This window comes from Burkholderia sp. HI2714, from assembly GCF_002223085.1.
GTDB classification, from domain to species: Bacteria; Pseudomonadota; Gammaproteobacteria; order Burkholderiales; family Burkholderiaceae; genus Burkholderia; species Burkholderia lata_D.
In genome coordinates, this window is sequence record NZ_NKFM01000053.1 from 516,870 (window position 1) to 538,328 (window position 21,459).

Annotated in this window: 21 protein-coding genes and 1 pseudogene; 5 read left to right on the forward strand and 17 right to left on the reverse strand. The window is 66.9% G+C overall.

What is annotated here, in order from left to right; genetic code table 11:
- Nucleotides 1–1,374 carry an undecaprenyl-phosphate glucose phosphotransferase gene (locus CFB82_RS29090; RefSeq protein ID WP_069252876.1) on the reverse strand — a complete coding sequence of 458 codons (1,374 nt, stop codon included), beginning with the start codon at nucleotides 1,372–1,374 and terminating at the stop codon, nucleotides 1–3.
- Nucleotides 1,375–1,802: 428 nt separating this feature from the next.
- Between CFB82_RS29090 and CFB82_RS29095 the strand changes: the two genes are divergently transcribed.
- Nucleotides 1,803–3,329 carry a mannose-1-phosphate guanylyltransferase/mannose-6-phosphate isomerase gene (locus CFB82_RS29095; protein WP_089486258.1) on the forward strand — a complete coding sequence of 509 codons (1,527 nt, stop codon included), beginning with the start codon at nucleotides 1,803–1,805 and terminating at the stop codon, nucleotides 3,327–3,329.
- A 124-nt stretch (nucleotides 3,330–3,453) separates the two neighbouring features.
- Here CFB82_RS29095 and CFB82_RS29100 read toward each other — a convergent pair whose 3' ends face one another.
- From CFB82_RS29100 to CFB82_RS29135, 8 genes are all read right to left on the reverse strand, one after another.
- Entirely contained in the window at nucleotides 3,454–4,395 is a 942-nt protein-coding gene (locus tag CFB82_RS29100; protein WP_089486259.1) for a transposase, read from the reverse strand.
- 734 nt (nucleotides 4,396–5,129) lie between these two features.
- The gene (locus tag CFB82_RS29105; protein ID WP_089486260.1) at nucleotides 5,130–5,711 is read right to left on the reverse strand and encodes a DUF3501 family protein; all 582 of its coding nucleotides are present in this window, start codon (nucleotides 5,709–5,711) and stop codon (nucleotides 5,130–5,132) included.
- A 31-nt stretch (nucleotides 5,712–5,742) separates the two neighbouring features.
- The gene (locus tag CFB82_RS29110) at nucleotides 5,743–7,080 is read right to left on the reverse strand and encodes a heterodisulfide reductase-related iron-sulfur binding cluster (RefSeq protein WP_089486261.1); all 1,338 of its coding nucleotides are present in this window, start codon (nucleotides 7,078–7,080) and stop codon (nucleotides 5,743–5,745) included.
- A 123-nt stretch (nucleotides 7,081–7,203) separates the two neighbouring features.
- Nucleotides 7,204–7,626 carry a rubrerythrin family protein gene (locus tag CFB82_RS29115; protein ID WP_089486262.1) on the reverse strand — a complete coding sequence of 141 codons (423 nt, stop codon included), beginning with the start codon at nucleotides 7,624–7,626 and terminating at the stop codon, nucleotides 7,204–7,206.
- A 235-nt stretch (nucleotides 7,627–7,861) separates the two neighbouring features.
- Nucleotides 7,862–9,130, reverse strand: a complete 1,269-nt coding sequence (locus CFB82_RS29120; protein WP_089447311.1) for an RNA polymerase sigma factor — start codon at nucleotides 9,128–9,130, stop codon at nucleotides 7,862–7,864.
- Nucleotides 9,127–9,543: a VOC family protein gene (locus CFB82_RS29125; RefSeq protein ID WP_089486263.1), complete on the reverse strand. Its 417-nt coding sequence runs from the start codon at nucleotides 9,541–9,543 to the stop codon at nucleotides 9,127–9,129. The genes CFB82_RS29120 and CFB82_RS29125 overlap by 4 nt, the downstream gene beginning before the upstream one ends.
- 41 nt (nucleotides 9,544–9,584) lie before the next feature.
- A complete protein-coding gene (locus CFB82_RS29130; RefSeq protein ID WP_089486264.1) occupies nucleotides 9,585–10,004 on the reverse strand; it encodes a YciI family protein in 420 nt (139 codons plus the stop codon).
- Nucleotides 10,005–10,129: 125 nt separating this feature from the next.
- The gene (locus CFB82_RS29135; RefSeq protein WP_069251035.1) at nucleotides 10,130–10,483 is read right to left on the reverse strand and encodes a YciI family protein; all 354 of its coding nucleotides are present in this window, start codon (nucleotides 10,481–10,483) and stop codon (nucleotides 10,130–10,132) included.
- A gap of 203 nt (nucleotides 10,484–10,686) precedes the next feature.
- Between CFB82_RS29135 and CFB82_RS29140 the strand changes: the two genes are divergently transcribed.
- The 4 genes from CFB82_RS29140 to CFB82_RS29155 all read left to right on the forward strand — a co-directional run bounded on the left by CFB82_RS29140 (nucleotide 10,687) and on the right by CFB82_RS29155 (nucleotide 15,160).
- Nucleotides 10,687–12,552: an ExeM/NucH family extracellular endonuclease gene (locus CFB82_RS29140; protein ID WP_089486265.1), complete on the forward strand. Its 1,866-nt coding sequence runs from the start codon at nucleotides 10,687–10,689 to the stop codon at nucleotides 12,550–12,552.
- Nucleotides 12,553–12,836: 284 nt separating this feature from the next.
- The gene (locus CFB82_RS29145; RefSeq protein WP_069251033.1) at nucleotides 12,837–13,223 is read left to right on the forward strand and encodes a DUF883 family protein; all 387 of its coding nucleotides are present in this window, start codon (nucleotides 12,837–12,839) and stop codon (nucleotides 13,221–13,223) included.
- 64 nt (nucleotides 13,224–13,287) lie between these two features.
- A complete protein-coding gene (locus tag CFB82_RS29150; protein ID WP_089486266.1) occupies nucleotides 13,288–13,872 on the forward strand; it encodes a BPSL1445 family SYLF domain-containing lipoprotein in 585 nt (194 codons plus the stop codon).
- Nucleotides 13,873–14,107: 235 nt separating this feature from the next.
- Nucleotides 14,108–15,160, forward strand: a complete 1,053-nt coding sequence (locus CFB82_RS29155) for an AI-2E family transporter (protein WP_069251031.1) — start codon at nucleotides 14,108–14,110, stop codon at nucleotides 15,158–15,160.
- Nucleotides 15,161–15,203: 43 nt separating this feature from the next.
- Here CFB82_RS29155 and CFB82_RS29160 read toward each other — a convergent pair whose 3' ends face one another.
- From CFB82_RS29160 to CFB82_RS44620, 8 genes and pseudogenes are all read right to left on the reverse strand, one after another.
- The gene (locus CFB82_RS29160) at nucleotides 15,204–15,719 is read right to left on the reverse strand and encodes a thioesterase (RefSeq protein WP_089486267.1); all 516 of its coding nucleotides are present in this window, start codon (nucleotides 15,717–15,719) and stop codon (nucleotides 15,204–15,206) included.
- A 206-nt stretch (nucleotides 15,720–15,925) separates the two neighbouring features.
- On the reverse strand, nucleotides 15,926–16,942 hold the full coding sequence (locus tag CFB82_RS29165; protein ID WP_089486268.1) for an NADP-dependent oxidoreductase: 1,017 nt from the start codon (nucleotides 16,940–16,942) through the stop codon (nucleotides 15,926–15,928).
- A 37-nt stretch (nucleotides 16,943–16,979) separates the two neighbouring features.
- Nucleotides 16,980–17,768 carry an SDR family oxidoreductase gene (locus tag CFB82_RS29170; protein WP_069251028.1) on the reverse strand — a complete coding sequence of 263 codons (789 nt, stop codon included), beginning with the start codon at nucleotides 17,766–17,768 and terminating at the stop codon, nucleotides 16,980–16,982.
- A gap of 351 nt (nucleotides 17,769–18,119) precedes the next feature.
- On the reverse strand, nucleotides 18,120–18,989 hold the full coding sequence (locus CFB82_RS29180) for a S66 peptidase family protein (protein ID WP_089486269.1): 870 nt from the start codon (nucleotides 18,987–18,989) through the stop codon (nucleotides 18,120–18,122).
- A gap of 60 nt (nucleotides 18,990–19,049) precedes the next feature.
- Nucleotides 19,050–19,217 carry a hypothetical protein gene (locus CFB82_RS43430; RefSeq protein ID WP_174947296.1) on the reverse strand — a complete coding sequence of 56 codons (168 nt, stop codon included), beginning with the start codon at nucleotides 19,215–19,217 and terminating at the stop codon, nucleotides 19,050–19,052.
- Between the two features lie 183 nt (nucleotides 19,218–19,400).
- Entirely contained in the window at nucleotides 19,401–19,991 is a 591-nt protein-coding gene (locus CFB82_RS29190) for a phosphatase PAP2 family protein (protein WP_089486271.1), read from the reverse strand.
- Between the two features lie 81 nt (nucleotides 19,992–20,072).
- Nucleotides 20,073–21,389, reverse strand: a complete 1,317-nt coding sequence (locus tag CFB82_RS29195; protein ID WP_089486272.1) for an Nramp family divalent metal transporter — start codon at nucleotides 21,387–21,389, stop codon at nucleotides 20,073–20,075.
- Nucleotides 21,338–21,454 (reverse strand): annotated as a pseudogene (locus CFB82_RS44620) (helix-turn-helix domain-containing protein); the annotation flags it as partial. The pseudogene CFB82_RS44620 and the gene CFB82_RS29195, both read right to left, overlap by 52 nt.
- Nucleotides 21,455–21,459: the final 5 nt, after the last annotated feature.

Here is a 21,459-nt window from a genome sequence, read left to right on the forward strand (position 1 = left end):
TCAGTACGCGTTGCTGCCGGTGAAGCCTTTCCAGAGCGTCAGCACGACGATCTTGATGTCGAGCCAGAACGACCAGTTCTGCATGTAGTACAGGTCGAGCTTCACGCGTCCCATCATCTTCTCGATCTGGTCGGTCTCGCCGCGAAAGCCGTTGATCTGCGCCCACCCGGTGATGCCCGGCTTGATCCGGTAGCGGAACATGTAGCCCTTGACCAGATCCTTGTAGATGTCGTCGTGCGCGAGCGCATGCGGGCGCGGCCCGACGACCGACATCTCGCCCTTCAGCACGTTGATGAACTGCGGCAGCTCGTCGAGGCTCGTGCGGCGCAGGAACCGGCCGACCGGCGTCACGCGCGAATCGTTCTTCTTCGCCTGCGTGACCTGCCCCGCCACTTCCTCGTGCACCTTCATCGAGCGGAACTTGTAGATCTCGAACTCGTGCCCGTCGATGCCCTTGCGCTTCTGGCGGAAGAACACGGGCCCGCGCGACGTCAGCTTGATCAGGCACGCGATCACCAGCATCACCGGTGCGAGGCCCGTGAGCGCCACCAGCGCGAACGCCCGGTCGAACACGAACTTCGGCAGGATCCGCACGTCGGTGATCGGCGACGCCGCGAGGTTGATCGCCGGCACGCCGAGCACCTCGACCACTTCCTGGTTGAAGAACGACAGCGTGCGCACGTCCGGGATGAAGCGGATATTCACGAAGTCGTGGCGGAACACCGTCACGATCTGGTGAATCCGGCGCTCTTCCGTGATCGGCAGCGTGAGCCACAGCTCGCTGATCGCGCGGCTGCGCACCAGCCACACCAGCGATTCGAACTGCCGCTCGATGCGCACGTCGTCGAGCGCGACTTCGCCCGGCGCTTCGCTTTCGTCGTACACGCACACCGGGTTGAAACCGGCTTCCGGCCGCGCCCGCATCTGGGCGATCAGCCTCCGCGCCGCCGGCGTCCCGCCGACGATCGCGACCGCCTTCAGGTTGTAGCCGCCGCGGCGCAGTTGCCGCAGCACGACGTGCACGCAGGCCTTCGAGCCGGCGAGCAGCGCCATCGTCACGAGCGCCCAGTAACCCAGCCACAGCCGCGACAGGTCGCCCGACTGATGAAAGCTGAAGCTCAACAGGATGCCCGCGAGCTCGACCACCAGCCACGCGAACGCGACCCGCCCCACCAGCCCGACGAGACGCTTGCCGCGCCACGACTGGTAAATGCCGAAGGCGGGAAAGCACACGACGACGAGCAGGCAATCGAACAGCATCATCGTGCGCTGCAGGTCGTTGAGCCAGATGCTGCCACCGTGCAGCGCGGCGGCGATCAGCGCCCCCGTCACGACCATCGCAATATCGATGACTCTCGCCAGCACGCTCAACATGTCTGCTTCCTCTTTGAACAGGCGTTTGCCGAACAGCTCCTTGTGCGACCCGTGCCGCACATTCGATTCAAACGTTGCATGACGTTATTGAAGCGGTAAGAAATTTTCGCCTCAAGCGTACAAGTATTTCGAAAAATAATCGGAAATTATTGCCGCCAAGTTTTTGAATTAATTCGGCACGTTTTCCCGAAACGCCCGGAAACCGGGAATATTTCGGAAGCTTTACGATTTCCGCTCACCCTTTGCGGGCGGTCAAGACCAGCCGATTCATCGATTTATTTTTTATTTTTTTATTTGCATCGGATGCCGGCGCGGAAAATTCTTCCCGATGAATGCGTGGCGAATATCCGGCAATGGACCCGGTTTTATTGTCGATTTACTTCATGCTACAACGACAGGCATTGACTTCAACCGTGGAGAGTGTCCTCATGAATGCTCCGGCCGTGGCTGCCGAAACGCGCCATTCTTCTTCCACCACGCCCGCCGCCGGCACGCGCGTCGCCGTGCAACCGGTGATTCTCGCCGGCGGGTCCGGCACGCGCCTGTGGCCGATGTCGCGCGAACGTTTTCCGAAACAGCTGATCGGCCTGCTCGGCGAACATTCGCTGCTGCAATCCACCGCGCTGCGCCTCGACGGCCTGACGGCCGACCATCCGCTGAACGACGACGTGCTGATCGTATGCGGCGAGGATCACCGCTTCACCACCGCCGAACAGCTGCGCCTGACCGGCAAATCCGCGTCGATCATGCTCGAGCCGATCGGTCGCGACACCGCGCCCGCGCTGACGCTCGCCGCGTTTCGGCTGGTCGCCGGCGGCAACGATGCGGTGATGACCGTGATGCCGGCCGACCACGCGGTCGCCGACCTGCCGCGCTTCCATGCGGCCGTCGCGGCCGGCGTGCACTGCGCGATGCAAGGCAAGATCGCGACGATGGGCATCGTGCCGAAGCACGCGGAAACCGGCTACGGCTACATCCGCGTCGGCGTGCCGCTCGGCGACGCCGCCACGGGCAAACTCGACGTGCGCCGCCTCGACCGTTTCGTCGAGAAACCCCATCTCGAACTCGCTCAGCAGTACGTCGCATCGGGCGAATACTGGTGGAACAGCGGCATCTTCATCGTTCGCGCCTCGGTCTGGCTGAAGGCGATCCGCCAGCTCGAACCGGCAATCTACGCGGCCTGTGAACAGGCCGTCGCCCTGGGCAAGGCCGACGGCGATTTCTTCCGCATCGATCGCGAAGCGTTTGCCGCGTCGCCGTCGAATTCGATCGACTACGCGGTGATGGAACCGCTCGCGAACCTGCCGCAACTGTGCGAAAGCGTCGTCGTGCCGCTCGACGCGGGCTGGTCGGACGTCGGCTCATGGGACGCGATCTGGCAGATCTCGCCGAAGGACGAGGCCGAGAACGTCGGCCGCGGCCACGTGCTGTTCGAAGGCGCGGAATCGACGTTCGCGCATTCGGAAAGCCGGCTCGTTGCCTGCGTCGGCACGCAGAATCTCGTCGTCGTCGAAACGCCGGACGCCGTGCTCGTCGCGGACAAGTCGCGCGTGCAGGACGTGAAGAAAATCGTCGGGCGCATCAAGGCGCAACGCGGCGCGGAAGCGACCGATCACCGCAAGGTGCATCGTCCGTGGGGCCACTACGACTCGGTCGACACCGGCGAGCGCTTCCAGGTGAAACGCATCGTCGTGAAGCCGGGCGCGCAACTGTCGCTGCAGATGCACCACCACCGCGCCGAGCACTGGATCGTCGTGCGCGGCACCGCGCGCATCACACGCGGCGACGAAACGTTCCTGCTGTCCGAAAACGAATCGACGTACATTCCGCTCGGCGTATCGCACCGCCTGGAGAACCCGGGCAAGATGCCGCTCGAGCTGATCGAAGTGCAGTCGGGCGCGTATCTCGGTGAGGACGACATCGTCCGCTTCGACGATACCTACGGCCGGCAGTAACGCGTCATGCAACAAAGGGCGCCGCTTCGACAGCGGCGCCCCGGGCAAGGCAGGCATGGAAAGACGAGACTTCCGCGCGGGCGTCGTGGCACACGACGGCCCGCGCGTTTCAGCGGGTCGGCGATCAGCCGACGCGGTACCCGTATTCGCGGCGCTCCGGCTGCACCGGATCGTTGCGGCTTTCGGACAGCACGCCCGCATGGCGCTCGGCGATGAAGCGCTGGATGTCCGACTCGGCACGCGCAAGCGCGGACAGGCCGGCCAGCACCTCGCCTTGCGGCTCGCGCGCCGGTTCGTCGCTCGCGCCATGGCGATCGATCCACTGGCGCGCCCAGTCGAGCGCGAACTGCTCGGCTTCCTCGGCATCGGTGAAGCGCGGGCCGATCAGGCCCGAGCGTTCGACACGCCGGTCGTCCTGCGTAATCTCGGCCCACGCGCGATACATCAGGTTCTGCACGGGCTGCGCGATGCCGCAGATCGTATAGCCGCGATATCGGTCGACTTGCGGTTCGACCGCGGCGAAGCTCGCCGACGACGCATGCGCATGGCGCAGCTCCGTCGACGGCGCACCGGGCACCGCGAACGACACGGCCGACGGCTCGACGACTTCGTCGACCGGCCTCGCGCTCATCGACGCGCCCTCGCCCTCCCAAACGTTTGCCTGAGCGACCGGCAATTGCCACGACTCGGGGTTCTGCCAGAACACGCCGCGCAAGCGATCGTTATCGGGCACGGGTTCGGCACGGCGCGCGGGCACGACCGGCACCGGTGGCGGCGGGATATACGCGAACGTGCGCCCGCTGAACTGGGTCAGCACGTCGATCATCTTCAGCAGCGTGCCGGACGCGAGCCACTCCTCGTAGCGGCGACGGCACGTCGGCCCGGACGGATAGCGGCCGGGCAGCTTCGACCAGGCTTCACCGGTCGTCAGGATCCAGAGCACCGCGTTGGCAACGACGCGCGGTTCGGCTCGTGGACGCCCACGGCGGTTCAGCCGGATGGGTTCATCGGCGATCAGCGTTGAAAGACGAAACCACTCTTCATCGGTAAGCTCATCGAAGAACATAGTAGATCTCTCCACGCAGCCAGGCCGGGGCTGCGATTGGCGGCGCCGTCGCGACACATCGCATCGCGGGGCGGCCAGGTTGCACATTATGTTTATCCGGAATTGTGCATGCCGGTACGGCACCGCACTTTCACGGTGCCGACATTCCCGGCAATGACGCACAAATCACGGTCTCACTCCAATGTGGGAATTTTTGTGCACGAAGCATACCATCCCTAGGGTTTATCTCAATATGACAATGACTTAATGTTACGCACTGAAACAACCTGCCACGGATGAGTAATGTATTTACGCTTGAATTTTTTTGCTGGATCTTTATGCCCATCGCTGTAAAGGCCCGCCTGGCGGGGCTCTGCAGCGTATCAACCATGCCTTTTCATGGGCATTTTCGGGCTGCTCCGACCCCTGTCGGCAACAATCCCGCGCATTGCTGCCGGACATCGGTAAATCAGGGAAAAAAGCGTAACAAGATATTCACGAATCGGTAAATCATTCAAATTCGACCGATTTTAATTATCTCCATGCACAATCTTTTTATTGTTTCTCTGCGAGTGATGAAAGCATGGTGACGTGTGGCGCACATTTTTCGCCGCGCGCAAACTCGTGACGTCTGTTACATCTTCGGGGCGACGGGCGGGCGATCGCGCCGCCGCAGGGGTGGTCATTGCGTTTCGGGTCGGAACGGAAAAAGGGAAACCGGCGGGCAGGCTGTGCCGGACGTGGCAGCGGACGCGTCAGCGCAGATCGACGGCCAGCGACGCGGTCACGTCCGCGTCCACGCGCTGCGGCGGCATCGTGTAGGCCGGGTGATCGCAACCGATCGACAGCGCCGCCCCACCCCTGAGCGCCGCGCGCATCGGCGCGTCGAGCTCGAAGCGCACGAAGTGCACGGCCGACGTCTTCTCGGCGTTGTCGCGGTCGAGATCCTCGTCCGCGATCGCGTAGACGCGCGCGTGCCCGTCGACCTGCAGGTACACGCGATCCTCGACACCGATCAGCCGCGCGAGCGCCGCGCGCCGTTCGATCTCGTGCTCGTACTCGATCTGCATCGTCGCCTTCAGGTTCGTGCCGTCGGGCACGAGCGGCAGATACGCGTCCAGTTCCCCTTCGATGCCCGCCTGGTCGAAGATCTTCTCGATGTGCAGCATCTCCTGGATCTGATAGCGGATCGTCGTCTCGTCCTCGAACAGGAAGCGCAGGTGGTTGCCCAACGCCACCGCGCGGCGGCGCTTGTACGCGACGAGCCGCGCGTGTTCGGCCTTGCGGATCTTCGCGTACGCCTCGAGCGTCAGCAGGGAATCGCGGGTCAACGTCATGGGAGGTCCTCGTGGGTCGGCCGGCGGCGGCTCAGATGCCGTACGCGCGGCGCAGCAGCGTAAGCGGATGCGCAAGCGGCGCGGACGGCAGCCCCTTGTCGTCGATGCCCTGCACGATGTGATGGCCGGCCAGCGCGCAGTCCGACGACACGACATCCGGCTGCGGCTCGGCCATCGCCTGGAACACGGGCCCGCCGATCCGCATCGCGTCCGCGTGAAATCCCTTCTTCACGCCGAACGTGCCCGCATGGCCCGAGCAGCGCTCGACGACGTTCACGCGCGTGTCGGGCACGAGCGACAGCGCGTCGGCCGTCTTGCGGCCGATGTTCTGCACGCGCGCATGGCACGGCACGTGATACGACACGGTGCCGAGGCCGGTCTTGAAATCGGTCTTCAGCAGTCCGTCGCGATGCCGCGCGATCACGTATTCGAACGGATCCCAGAACGCTTCGGCCACCGCGCGCACCGCTTCGTCGCCGGGGAACATCAGCGGCAGCTCGCTCTTGTACATCAGCACGCAGCTCGGGATCGCGCCGATCAGCGCATAGCCTTCGCGCGCATAGCGTTCGAGCACGGGCAGGTTCACGTCCTTCTTCGCGGCCACGCCGGCGAGATTGCCCTGCTCGAGCAGCGGCATCCCGCAGCAGGCTTCGCGCGTGACGAGTTCGTACGGGATCTCGTTGTGCGCGAGGATCGCGAGCAGGTCGTGGCCGATGCCGGGCTCGTTGAAATTCACGTAGCAGGTTGCATAGATCGCGACCTTGCCGGGCGTGCGTTCGCCGTCGCGCACGGGCAAGCCGTCCGACGGCTTCGCCGTGCGCCGGAACTTGCGCGGCGCGAATTCCGGCAGCCATGCGTTGCGATCGACGCCGAGCGTCGCTTCGAGCGCATGGCGCGCGGGCGGCGTGCGGTTCACCGCGTTCACCGCCTGCGTGACGATCGGAATGCCGGCGAAGTGGCCCAGCGCGTCGGTGTTCGACAGCACCTTGTCGCGCAGCGTCGCTTCGCCGCGCTTGTAGCGCGCGGCCTTGCCGCGCAGCATCAGGTGCGGGAAATCGACGTTCCATGCGTGCGGCGGCACGTACGGGCATTTCGTCATGTAGCAGAGGTCGCACAGGTAGCACTGGTCGACGACCTTGCCGAATGCTGCCTTCGGCACCTCCTCGATATCGCCCATCGGCGTGTCGTCGACCAGATCGAACAGCGTCGGAAACGCGCCGCACAACGACACGCAGCGCCGGCACCCGGCGCAGATGTCGAACACGCGCGTCATTTCCGCATCGATCGCGGCCTGGTCGTAGAACGCATCGGACTGCCAGTCGAGCGGATGCCGGGTCGGGGCTTCGAGACTGCCTTCCTTGTGGGGCATGGGGCGCTCCATCCAGCGTGGCGCGCATGCGCGCCAGCGCCGCCCGCGCGATGCGGGCAGCGATGAACGAACAGGCGGCCGCTTGCCGGTCGCACGGCCTGCCGTGCGGCCCGCGGCGGCCCGTCAGTCGACGAGACTGTCCAGCGCCTTCGTGTAGCGGTTCGCGTGGCTGCGTTCAGCCTTCGCGAGCGTCTCGAACCAGTTCGCGATTTCGTCGAAGCCTTCGTCGCGCGCCGCCTTCGCCATGCCCGGATACATGTCGGTGTATTCGTGCGTTTCGCCGGCGATCGCCGATTCGAGATTCTGCCGCGACGAACCGAACGGCAAGCCCGTTGCCGGGTCGCCGACGGCTTCCAGGTATTCGAGGTGGCCGTGCGCATGGCCGGTTTCGCCTTCGGCGGTCGAGCGGAACAGCGCGGCGATGTCGTTCTGGCCTTCGACGTCAGCCTTCGAAGCGAAATACAGATAACGCCGGTTCGCCTGCGATTCGCCCGCGAATGCGGCCTTCAGGTTCTCTTCGGTTTTGCTGCCCTTGAGTTTAGCCATTTGCGCCTCCGTTCGAGTCGGCGCGGCCGCGTGCGACGCCGGGCCGATCAGGTATGTGGGGAACGATGCGTGTGCCGGGGCGCGCGCATCGTGCTCTTCAATCTAGGCGCTCGCGTTCGCATCCCCCAATAGGCTTTTTCAATCCGGGCGATAGTGCTTGGCGGGACGTGGGGCGCTGCCGGCCGCGTACGGTGCGCGGTGCGCGGTTGCGCGGCATTCGCGCGTGCTGCGTGGGTCACGCGTCCATCGCGCGCCTGAGCAGCAATTCGCGTTCGCGTTCGTTGCGCGTCAGTTCCGCCGCGCGGCGGAACTCGGCCTTCGCCTCGTCGGCACGGCCCAGCTTCGCCAGCAGGTCGCCGCGCACGCTCGGCAACCAGTGATAGCGCACGAGCGCGGGATCGTCGCGCAGCGCGTCGACGAGTTCGAGCGCCGCAGCCGGCCCGAACGCCATCCCGACGGCCACCGCGCGATTCAGCTCGACGACGGGCGACGGTGCGACTTCGGCGAGCGCGTCATACAGCGCGACGATCTGCGCCCAGTCCGTATCCGACGCCTGCCGCGCACGCGCATGGCAGGCCGCCAGCGCGGCCTGCAGCGCATACGGCCCGCGCACGCCGCCGAGCTTCGTCGCGCGTTCGAGCGCCGCGAGGCCGCGCCGGATCAGCAGCGGATCCCAGCGGCTGCGATCCTGGTCGAGCAGCAGCACGGGCCGGCCCTGCGCGTCGGTGCGCGCATGCATGCGCGACGCCTGCAGTTCCATCAGCGCGACGAGCCCGAGCACCTCGCTCTCGTCCGGCGCCAGCCCGGCCAGCACGCGGCCGAGCCGCAACGCCTCGTCGCACAGCGCCGGGCGCGTCCAGTCGTCGCCCGAGGTCGCCGCGTGACCTTCGTTGAACACGAGATAGATCACTTCGAGCACCGACGCGAGCCGCGCGGGCCGTGCATCGGCAGCCGGCACCTCGAACGGCACGTGCGCCGCCGCGAGCGTGCGCTTGGCGCGCACGATCCGCTGCGCGATCGTCGGCTCGGGCGTCAGGAACGCGCGCGCGATCTCGCTTGTCGTCAGCCCGCCGAGCAGCCGCAGCGTGAGCGCGACGCGCGCATCGGTCGACAGCACCGGATGGCACGACGTGAAGATCAGCCGCAGCAGGTCGTCGCCGATGTCGTCGTCGCGCGCGTCGGCGAGCGCCTCCGCGATGTCGGGGACGACATGCGCTTCGAGCGCGTCCATCTCGTGGCCGAGCTGGTCGCGCTTCGCCGCGTGGAGCGACTCCTGCCGGACACGATCGAGTGCGCGACGCTTCACGGCCGTCATCAGCCATGCGGCCGGGTTGTCGGGCACGCCGTCGACGGGCCAGTGCTCGAGCGCCGCGACGAGCGTGTCCTGCGCCAGTTCCTCGGCCACGCCGACGTCGCGCACCACGCGCGCGGCGCGCGCGATGATCTTGGGCGCCTCGATCCGCCAGACCGCTTCGATCGCACGGTGAGTCGCCTCACGCGTCACGACGCCTGCCCCTCGGCGGACGCGTCCAGCGGCATGGCCATCAGCTCCCATGCGTGGCCGTCCGGATCGTCGAACCCGTGACCGTACATGTTCGGGTACTCGCGCGGCGCCTGCGGCGCGGACCCGCCGGCCGCCAGCGCCTTCGCGACGATTGCGTCGACCTCGGCGCGGCTGTCGCACGACAGGCACGACAGGACCTGCACCTGCGTTGCCGGATCGATGATGGTTTTGCCGGTGAACGTCTGGAAGAACGGCCGCACGAGCAGCATCGCGAAGATCGTGTCGCTGATCTTGATGCAGGCGGCCTGGTCGTTGGTATAGGCCGGTACGATCTCGAAGCCGAGCGCCTGGTAGAACGCCTTCGAGCGCGGCAGGTCGGCCACGGGCAGGTTGATGAAGACCATCTTGTGCATGTCGGATACTCCCGGTGAGGTTGGATTCAGGCGGCAATCAATCAGGCGCCGGCGCGGCCGACGTGGAGTTCGCGGAACCGCTCGACCGCGTCGCTCGGCGTGAGGTCGTCGAGTTCGAACAGCGGCCGCACCTCGATCTCGCAATCCATCTCGGCGCCGAACGGCGCGGGAAACCGGCGCGTCCATTCGAGCGCTTCGTCGCGCGAACGCACCTGGATCAGCGTATAGCCGGCAATCAATTCCTTCGTTTCGGCGAACGGGCCGTCGACCACGGTGCCCTTGCCGCCCGCGTAGCGCACGCGCCAGCCGCTCGCGCTCGGTCGCAGCCCGTTCGCGTCGAGCAGCACGCCGGCCTTGGCCAGTTCCTCGTGATAGACGGTCATGGCTTCGACCAGCCGGTTGTCCGGCAACGCGTCGGACTCGCTGACGGCGTTCGCCCGGATCATGATCATGAATCGCATCGTTCACTCCTTGTCGTCGGTGGAAGGCAGCGCCCATTCTTCGGCGCCTTATCCGGACGACGGCCGGACGACCGCCGGATCGACATATTCCGCGACATATCAGGGTAAATACCGAGTCTCGACCTTCACAGGAAGCACGGGCCGACCGCCCGCACCTCGACCGTGCACCATTGCGCGGCCGGGCACTGGCGCGCGATCTCGATCGCTTCCTCGCGCGTGTCGACGTCGACGATGAAGAAGCCGCCGACCATCTCCTTCGCCTCCGCGAACGGGCCGTCGAGCAGGCGCGTCTCGCCGTCGCGCACCTGCACGCGCGTGCCGCGCTCGGAGCGCTCCAGCGACTCGACGCCGCGCAGCACGCCGCGCGCCTTCAGCGTCTCGGCGAAATCGACCATCCGCGCGTACAGCGCCTGACCTTCGTCCAGTGTGCGTTCGGCGCGCTGCTCGGTCGGCTCGACAATCAACAGCATGTAAGACATGGATTTCTCCTGTGGGAACGGGGCGTGGCGGCGTTCGCTGCGCGATCGGGATGCGCCGGCCGATGCAAAAGCGTAGCAGCCGCCGCGCGGCTGCATCGTCGGCCGATCGGCAACTGGCCGGACGGCCAATTCGGCCGCTTCCTGACATTTTGCCGTCAAGATGCCTTCCCGAACCGTCGGATTTTCTTCCTGTGGACCGCCCCATGTCACGCCTGCTTGTGCCGCTTGCCGTTGCACCGTTCATCGCCCTCGCCGCGCTCGCCGCCCTCTGTGCCCGGCCGGCCATGGCCGCGCCGCCGGTGAGTGCCGGCTGCGGCGGCGCAACCACGCCGATTGCCGACTTTCGCGGCGCCGGCGGCCCGTCGCCGCTGGCCGGGCAAACGACCTCGATCGAAGCGGTCGTCACCGCGGCGTTCGGTGGCGCCGACGGCCTCGGCGGCTTCTTCGTCCAGCAAGCCGACGCGCAGCGACGGCACCGGCCGGGCGTCCCGGAAGGCGTGTTCGTGTACGCGCCGAACGCACGCGCGAAGGCCGGCGATCTCGTGCATCTCACGGGCCGCGTCGACGAGCGCTACGGCCGGACGCAATTCACGCTGTCGGGCGGCGTAACCGTCTGCGCCCGCGGGCAAAAGGTCGCGCCTGCCACGCTCACGCTGCCCGTCGCCACCCAGGCGGTGCTGGCCGCGCTTGAAGGCATGCGGGTGCGCCTGCCGCAAACACTGACGGTCAGCGATACCCACGAACTCGGCCGCTACGGCAGCGTCGTCCTCAGCAACGGCCGGCTGCGCATCCCGACCCACGTCGCACCGCCGGCCGAGGCCACCGCGATCGCGACCGCCAACGCACGCAACCGCATCGTGCTCGACGACGGCTCGACCCGCCGCGATCCCGCGACCGTGCGCTATCCGCCGCCCGCGCTGAGTGCCGCCAACACGCTGCGCGCGGGCTACACGGTACGCGGCGTCGAAGGCGTCCTCGAACTGCGCTACGGCGCATGGCGGCTGCAACCGGTGGCCGGTGCGGCGCCGGTGTTCGATGCCGCCACGAACCCGCGTACCGAGGCGCCGGCCCGGCACCCGGATGCCGACCTGCGCATCGTGTCGTTCAACGTATTCAACTATTTCAACGGCGACGGGCGTGGCGGCGGATTCGATGCCCCGGCCAACCGCGGCGCGAAAACGCCCGCCGCGTTCGCGCGGCAGGAGGCAAAGATCGTCGCGGCGTTGCGCGCGCTGCGTGCCGACGTGATCGGGCTGATGGAAATCGCGAACAACGGCCACGGTGAAACAAGCGCGGTACGCCGTCTCGCCGCGCAACTTGGCGACGGCTGGCGCACCGTCGAGCCCGGCACCGCGCGCCTCGGCCACGATACGATCGCAGTCGCGCTGCTGTACGACAGCCGCACCGTCGAGCCGGCCGGGCGCGCCGCGACCGTCGCACTCGGCGGCCGGCATCGCCCGCCGCTCGCGCAGACATTCCGGCGCATCGGCGGCACGCGCGCCTTCACGGTCGCGGTCAATCACCTGAAATCGAAGAACTGCCCGAACGCGACCGGCGCCGATCGCGACCAGTCGGACGGCCAGGGCTGCTGGAATGCGGCGCGCACGCGAGCCGCCGCGCGCGTCGCCGACTGGCTCGCCGCGTCGCCGACCGGCACCACGGCCGATGGCGTACTGCTGATCGGCGACCTGAACAGCTACGCGAAGGAAGACCCGGTGCGCGCGCTCGAGTCGCGCGGCTACGAGAACCTGGTGCCCCGCTTCGTCGGCGATGCTGCGTACAGCTACGTATTTCGCGGCGAAGCGGGCAGCCTCGACCACGCGCTGGCCACGCCGGCGCTCGCCGCGCGCGTGAGGGCCGCACACGTCTGGCACATCAACGCCGACGAACCGGTCGCCCTGCAACCCGTGCCTGATTACAAAACGTCCGCGCAACGGTCGATTTATTACGCACCCGACGCGTACCGGTCATCGGATCACGATCCCGTCGTGATCGATGTCGCGCTTGGCGATGGCGGCACGTCGGCAGCCCCGGGCACGAACCGTGCTCGTCGACCAAGCGTCGATTAGTGCATTTGCATCAGCACAAGGCCTGCAACGGCACTATTTACCGGGTGGCCCTGGCGACGCGATATTTACCGCACCTTCACCGCGTACCGCAGCCCGGTAGCCGCTTCGCCCGGAATACGAATTTTTTTCAATCGCCACGCCGCCCCGTGCGGCGGGACTGTGCGGCAATCCTGCCGACGAATTGAAAATTTGTCTCGAAACAAAATCGGGCCAAGTGAATCACATAGGTTGCTGGGATTCGCCGTATCTTCAAATTTGCCTTGAATCGAAGGAGGATAAACACCATGGCGCTCACCGACTCGATCGAACACAAGCTGGACCGCGGCCTGTCCGACATTCGTCGCACGGGCCGGCGCGTGGGGCGCACGACGCGCTCGGCCGCCCGCGACCTGCATGCCGACGTCACCGACGATCTGCGCGGGCTGGTCGACGAACTGGAAGATCTGCTGAAAAACGATGGCGACGGCGATATCGCCGCGCTGCGCAAGCGTGTGCAATCCAGGCTCGATGAAGCGCGCAGCGCGCTCGACCATGCATCGGGCAGCGCGGCCGCCCGGCTGCGCGAATCGGCCGAACGCGTGTCGCAGGTCGTGCAAGACAACCCGTGGCAAACCGCCGGCGTCGTCGCCGGCCTCGCGTTCGTTGCGGGCCTGCTCCTTGCCCGCCGTTGACCGGAGCCGGCCGCCACGCGCCCGCCCCGTCCGTCCTCAATCAGACAAACGAAGGAGAAACGCCATGCAGAAGACCTTTGCCATGAAAGCCGCCGCCGCCGTCCTGCTCGGCAGCCTCGCGCTCGCCGGTTGCACGACCACCCCGGACAAACCGGAAGGCGCCGCGGCCAGCGCGTCGAAGCGCCAGTCGATCGACGCCAGCGTCAACGCGACGCTGTCGCGCCTCTATTCGACGGTGCCGGGTTCGCGTGAACTCGTCGCGAAATCGCGCGGCGTGCTCGTGTTCCCGAACGTGCTGCAAGCCGGCCTCATCGTCGGCGGCCAGTCCGGCAACGGCGCGCTGCGCGTCGGCGGCAGCACGGTCGGCTACTACAACACGTCGTCGCTGTCGGTCGGCCTGCAGGCCGGCGCACAGTCGAAGGCGATCGTGTTCCTGTTCATGACGCAGGATGCGCTCGACTCGTTCCGCAAGTCCGAAGGCTGGTCCGCGGGCGCCGACGCCTCGGTCGCGGTCGTGAAGGTCGGCGCGAACGGCGCGGTCGACTCCAATACTGCCACCGCCCCGGTCGAGGTGCTGGTCCTGACCAACGCGGGCCTCATGGGCGACCTGTCGGTGAACGGCACCAAGGTCACGAAGCTCAACATCTGACGTGCGGCACGCGGCGTCGCGCCGCGTTTGCTTCCCGGCAGCGCCGCGGCCCCGGCCGCGGCGTTTTCGCATGTGCCGCGCGCAGCGGCTATGATGGCGGCGCCTTTGCGGGCATACTCCGCTTCGGGCCGCCCTGCGTCGCATTTCGCCGCGAACCCGTGACGATCGAGAACCGATCGCGCGCGGGGCAACGAGATTCAATCAAACCACGCATCAATCTGCGCGAACGTCATCCATGGAAAGCGGACACGACCACCAAAAATTCTTCTATTTCCTGCTGGCCGCGGTCACGGTCGGACTCTGCTGGATCCTCGCGCCGTTTTCCGGAGCCGTGTTCTGGGGCACCATTCTCGCGATCCTGTTCCAGCCCGTGCAGCGCTGGCTCGCCGCGCGCTTCGGCAAGCGGCGCAACCTTGCCGCGCTCGTGACGCTGTCGCTGATCGTCCTGATCGTGATCCTGCCGCTCGTGTTCGTCACGGCCACGCTCGTGCAGGAAATCGCGTATGTGTACCAGGAGCTCAAGGACGCCCAGCCGAACTATTCGCAGTATTTCCACGACATCATTCACGCGCTGCCGAGGTCGATCCAGAACCTGCTGCAGAAATACGGGCTGACCAACATCCCGGGCATCCAGAAGAAGCTGACCGACGGCGCCGCGCAAATCAGCCAGTTCGCGGCCACCCAGGCGCTCAGCATCGGCCAGAACACGTTCCAGTTCGTCGTGAGCTTCGGCGTGATGCTGTACATGGTGTTCTTCCTGCTGCGCGACGGCGGCGAGATCGGCCGCCGCGTGCGCCGCGCGCTGCCGCTCGACGAGGAGCACAAGAACCTGCTGCTCGCGAAGTTCACGACCGTCGTGCGCGCAACGGTGAAGGGCAACATCGCGGTCGCGCTCGTGCAGGGCGCGCTCGGCGGCCTGATCTTCTGGATCCTCGGGATCGAGGGCGTGGTGCTGTGGGGCGCGCTGATGGCGTTCCTGTCGCTGCTGCCCGCGATCGGCGCGAGCCTCGTATGGGTGCCGGCCGCGCTCTACTTCCTGATGATCGGCGCGGTCTGGAAGTGCGTGATCCTCGTCGCGTTCTGTGTCGGCGTGATCGGCCTCGTCGACAACCTGCTGCGCCCGATCCTCGTCGGCAAGGACACGAAGATGCCCGACTGGGTCGTGCTGATCTCGACGCTCGGCGGGATGGCGCTGTTCGGCATCAACGGCTTCGTGATCGGGCCGCTCGTCGCCGCGCTGTTCATGGCGAGCTGGGACATCTACGCACGGTCCGAACAGGGCGAATGATGCAGCGCGTGGCCGCGTGCCACGCACCTGCCGGCACGCGCCGTCACGGATGGCGAATGCGGATCACGACGGGCGCCTCGGCGCCCGTTTCTTCATCCGCCGCCAGCGTCATCACGCCGCCATACGGGCCCACGCGATACGTGCGGCCCGATACCAGCGGCACGCTTCGATCGTCGTGCGCATCGCGCCACGTTGCACGCACACGCGAAGCGACATCGGGCGAGAACGGCGCACCGTCGGGCCCGACCAGCGCCACATGGGCGCCCGGCAAACGCCGGCCATGGGCATCAAACCGCAGCGTTGCCGCCGCCCCGCCGTTCGCCACCGCTCGACCTTCGACCACCTCGCCCGAGCGCGCGTCGAGCGTCACGTCGTAGAGATCGACGAGCGCACCCGCGAACCGCACGATGCCGTCCGACGCGACATGCCCGGCCGCCACCGCATTCGACATCGCGAACGCCACGCCCAGCCCGATCGCGGTCTTCCGCACGGCACCGGCCCACCGCACCGTTCGATTGCGCCTCGCCACCGATGCCGCCCGCTTCGCGTCGTTTCGCATGTTCCCTCTCCTCTGCCGTGACCAGAAAAAAAGGCGGCGTGACGCGTCGGTCACGCCGCCTGTCTGCTGGCAATCACTTTAGGGAGAGACGTCCGGACAAGATATGGGACTAGTCCGAAACTAAAGCCCGGTCGTTTGAACGCACCGCGTTCGACACCCGCTCGCAACAGCGTACGAACGGCATCGCACGCTGCGCGGCGGGCCGGTCACGCGCCGGGATCGACGCGCAGCACGAGCTTGCCGCGATGGTCGCCGTCGAACAGGCGATTCAGCACGTCAGGCGCGTTCTCGAGACCGTCCGCAACCGTCTCCTCGGCCTTGAGCCGGCCGTCGCGCAGCCAGCCCGCGAGCGTCTGCACGGCTTCACGGCTCTTGCGATAGTCGAGGATCAGGAAACCGCGCATCGTCAGCCGCTTCGAGATCAGCACACCGACATCGTCCGCCGCGCGCCCGCTGTTGTAGTTCGAGATCACGCCGCACAGCGCGACACGCCCGCCGATCACCATCCGCGACAGCACCGCGCGCATCACCTCGCCGCCGACATTTTCGAAGTTCACGTGCACGCCGTCCGGCGTCGCCGCCTTCAGTTGCTGGCGGAAATCGTCGGCCTTGTAGTCGACGGCCGCGTCGAAGCCGAGCGTCTCGGTCAGGTAGCGGCACTTGTCCGCGCCGCCCGCGATGCCGACCACGCGTGCGCCGTGGATCTTGCCGATCTGCCCCGCGATCGAGCCGACCGAGCCGGCCGCTGCCGATACCACGAGCGTCTCGCCCGGTTGCACCGGCGTGATGTCCGTCAGCCCATAGTACGCGGTCAGCCCGCTCATCCCGCACGCGCCGAGCAGCGTCGGCAGCGGCAGGCCCGACTCCGCGGGCAGCTTCACGAGCTGCGCGGCCTGGTCGGCCGGCACGACCGCGTAGTCCTGCCAGCCGACGAGCCCCTGCACGAGATCGCCTTCCGCGAACCCCGCATGTCGCGACGCCACCACGCGCCCGATGCCGAGCGCGCGCATCACCTCGCCGATCGCGACGGGTGGCAGGTACTGCGGCACGTCGCTCATCCACACGCGGTTGGTCGGGTCCATCGACAGGTAAAGCACGCGCACGAGCACCTCGCCGTCGGCAAGCGCCGGCACCGGCGTCTCGACGAGCGAAAAGTGTTCGCGGCCGACCCGCCCTTCCGGGCGCGTCTTCAGCAGCAGTTGGCGGTTCACGGGTGTGGACACGATGTTCTCCTCCGGTCGTAGTTGTTCGGGATGCGCGTCAGACCGCGCACATGCCGCCGTCGATCACGAGTTCGGCGGCCGTCACGAAGCGGCTTTCGTCGGACGCGAGATACACGGCCGCATGCGCGACGTCGTCCGGCTCGCCGAGCCGGCGCAGCGGGATGCCGCGCGCGAGCTTGCGCGTCGCGTCGCGTTCGCCGAGCGACTGGAACAGCGGCTCGACGATCCCCGTGCGGATGAACGCCGGGTGAATCGAGTTGCAGCGCACGTCAATCTCGCGGCGCGCGCAGTCGATCGCGACCGACTTCGTCAGCGACGCGACCGCCGCCTTCGACGCGTTGTACGCGGTGAAATCCGGCTCGACCTTGAACGCGGCGACCGACGAGATATTGATGATCGACGCGGGGTGGCTTTCGGCCAGATACGACAGCGCATGCTTGCAGCCGAGCACGATGCTCTCGACGTTGATCGCCATCACGCGCCGCCATTCGTCCAGCTCGATCTGCGCGGGCGAGCCGATCGAGCCGACGCCCGCGTTGTTGACGAGCACCGACAGCCCGCCCATCGCATCGACCGCCTGCGCGAGCAGCGCCTGCCAGCGCGCTTCGTCACGCACGTCCTGCGTCGCGGCGAACGCGACCGGCGTCGCGTGGCCCGCGTTGAGTTCCTGCGCGAACGCGTCGAGCACCGCCGCGTCGGCGATGTCGGTCACGAACACGCGTGCGCCCTGCTCGACCATCCGGCGCGCGATCGCGCGGCCGAGGCCGCCCGCGGCGCCCGTTATGTATGCGCACTTGCCGGCAAGGCGCGGAGAAACGATTGTCATGTGACCTGCTCCTGTCGTGAATCGTCGTCGCGGAACGCTGCCGAGACGGGGTGTCCGTGCATTTTCCAGCCGACGTGTGCCGGCTACCGGTGCGCCGACATGACGACGCAGCGCACGGTTTCCACGAGTATATCGAGGTGAATGCGGTACACGCCGGACCGGCCGGGCAGCCCGCCCGCGGTTGAACGACAGCCAGCGTACGCGAATGCCGCCAATCGATGAAATGAATATTCGTTATGCCCGGTCATAGGTATCGTTCATGACCTTGGAATTCGACCGGGCACCGGCCCTTGCGCCTGTGCCCGGGACAACCGGCTTTGAATTCGCGTCCCTGTCCTTCAGGATTCGACGCTACCCGACGAACCGGATCGCGCTGTTCTCGATGGCAGCCTGATTGCCGTATTGCCAAGTGATGTTGCGGCGTTCATGTCCGATCGGCAGACCCGAGTAGATCGGCAGGCCGAAGCCGCCCAGCACGTCGACAAGCATCTGCTCGAGCGTGAAATCCGCGCCGTCCGGGATGGGGCAGCGCGTGAATTGCCCGAGCACGAACGCGCGGGCACCGTCGAACGCGCCGCTCAGACGCAGTTGCGTCAGGCTGCGGTCGAGCCGGTAGCCGAATTCCGTCACGTCCTCCAGCAGTACGATCGCGTCGCGTGAGCGAAGCGACCAGCGTGTACCCGCGACGCTCGCGAGCACCGTCACGTTGCCGCCGCACAGACGTCCGCGCACTGCATCAGCGGCGCCGGACAAATGCCGCAGGCTCAGCGGGGCGCGTTCGCCACCGGTCAGCACGGCGCGCATGTCGGCACGCGTCGCGTCGTCAACCTTGGTTGCCAGGCTGTGGAATGTCGGACCATGCAACAAGCGCACGCCGGACCGGTCTGCAAGCGCGCAGAATAGCGACGTCGCGTCGGAAAAACCGACGATCGTCTTCGGCGTCGCAATCTCGTCGGGCAGGTGCTCGAGCAGATGCGCGCAACCGAATCCCCCTCGCGCGAGCCAGACGATATCGATTGACGGATCCATCAAGGCGCGCCGCAGATCGTCCGCGCGCTCCTCGGCGGTACCGGCGAAATAGCGGTACCGGCTGCCGAGATGAGCGCTCGTCGTGACCTTGAAGCCCCAGCTTTCGACGAGCGCGATGCCGCGCTCGATTCCTTGCGGATCGGGCACACCTGCGGGCGCGACGACGCTCACTGTCTTGCGTCCTGATTCCATTGAACGGATACCGTGTGGACAAGAACCCGCTGAATATACCTGATACCCGTCGCGAGCCGCTCACACCTGCGAGGCAACATTGAACGCGGCGAGATGCCATTCTCCGTCGTCCGCGAATCCGATTCGCTTCCAGCGCCGCTTGAGAATCACAGTCGATGCAAAATCGCCGACCGATCGATGCGGATCCCATTCGATCGACGAACCAAGCAGCGCGTCGAGCGGATGCACCTCGGAGCCGTCCGCGTGACGCGGCCCTTCCCGGCGTCGACGCGTCGGCCGGTACCGCGGCGATTGCATCGCTGTCGAATCCGCGAAACGACGACAGCGCACGCTTCATCTGCGTCAGATACTGAAGGCGACGACGAGAACGCGACAAGCAGGCGGCGCCGAAGCGCCCGCCATGGGCGAAAGTCAGAACCCGTCGCCCGACGGCGCGCGCACGAACGCGCAGAGTTGCGGCGAATGGGTGTCGATCATCTGCTGGAACGGTGCACGGTGCCCGTACGCGATGCCCGACACGAGCAGCAGGCAGACGGCCGCGACGCGCGGCGAGAATGCACGCTGCCGCGCACTGTCGTAGCCGCGCAGGAACACCAGCGCGACCAGCGCGCCGAGCATCCAGCCGACGATCACTTCCGGAACGGTGTGCGAATGATCGAACACGCGCGCGACGGCCGTGATCGCGCCGGCGGCCAGTCCGGCCGCGATGCCGGGCGCCTTGCCCGGCTGGAACGCCTGCCACAGCATCGACAGCGCGACGGTCCACACGGACGTCGACAGCATCGTATGGCCGCTGATCACGCGGAAATCGAATTGTGGCAGCTCGATGCCGCACCCGGCATACAGGATCTTGGTGGCGCCGACGAGGCCCATGCCGGCGGCGAGCAGCACGCCCCAGCGGACGGCGAGGCGCCAGTCGGTCAGCGCGAGCCACGCCGCGCATGTCAGCGCGATCGGCAAGGTCAGCGCGGCATCGCCGATGTTGCTGATTTCACTCCACATAACGGACTTCGGACGACGATCGAAAGGCCGCAGTTTACCGCATGCGCGCCTCGCGGCTGTGTCAGCCTGTGACAGGCTGTATCAGCCCGCGACACCGGTAATCAGCAGCAGGTTCGTGCCGGTGATGACGGCGAACAACGCCCACGCGGCAATCTGCATCCCGCGCCCGATCGTGTGCTCGCCCATCGTGTTGCGATCGCTGACCGAGCGGATCAGCGGCCACATCGCGAACGGCAGCTGCAGGCTCAACAGCACCTGGCTCCACACCAGCAGCTGCCCCACCGAGCTGTCGCCAAGCCACAGCACGCCGATCAGCGCCGGCACGAGTGCGAGCCCGCGCGTGATCAGCCGGCGCTGGTAGCACGGGATCTTCGTGCGCAGGAAGCCGTCCATGATCACCTGGCCGGCGATCGTGCCGGTCAGCGTCGAGCTCTGCCCCGACGCGAGCAGCGCGATGCCGAACAACAGCGCGGCCGCGCCACCCGCGATCGGCGTAATCAGCTTGTAGGCCTGCTCGATGTCGGTCACGTTGTGCAGGCCCGTCGCATGGAACGCCGCGCCCGCGACGACCAGGATCGCCGCGTTGACGAGCATCGCGACGAACAGCGACACGCAGGTATCGATGCGCACCAGCGCGAGCGTGTCGCGGATCACGCCGCGCGTGCCGCCGACCACGTGCCGCGTCTGCACGACCGACGAATGCAGGTACAGGTTGTGCGGCATGATCGTCGCGCCGACGATGCCGAGCGCGAGCACGATCGCGTCCTTGCGGTCGTGGCCCGGATCGCCCGGCACCAGCCCGCCGACCACCGCGTGCCAGTCGGGCGGCGTGATCGCGACCTGCGCGACGAAGCAGAACGCCATCGTCGCGATCAGCGCGAGCACGATCGCCTCGATCTGCCGGAACCCCTTGCCCTGCAGGCCGAGCACGATCACCGTGTCGAGCGCGGTCAGCACGATCCCCCACGCGAGCGGCACGCCGAGCAGCAGCTTGAACGCGAGCGCGCAGCCGAGGACTTCCGCGATGTCGCACGCGATGATCGACACTTCGGCGGTCACCCACTGCACGATGCGGCCGAACCGGCCGTAGCGGTCGTAGCTGGCCTGCGCGAGATCCCGGCCGGCGACGAGGCCGAGCCGCGCTGCGAGCATCTGCAGGAAGATCGCCGCGAGGCTCGAGAACGCGACGACCCACAGCAGCGAATAGCCGAACTGCGAGCCGGCCTGGATGTCGGTCGCCCAGTTGCCGGGATCCATGTAGCCGATCGCGACCAGCAGGCCGGGGCCGAAGAAGCGCTTGAGCTTCTGCCAGCGCGGCGCGCCGGCATCGATCGTGATGCTGCCCTTTACTTCCGACGGGCAAAAAGGGGCGGTGGCGGTGGTGGGGAGGAAGGACATGGAAACCGGGGCTCGAGATCGGGACAGGACGATTCTACGGGTATCCGCCCGATTTTCTCCCGCGTGGCCT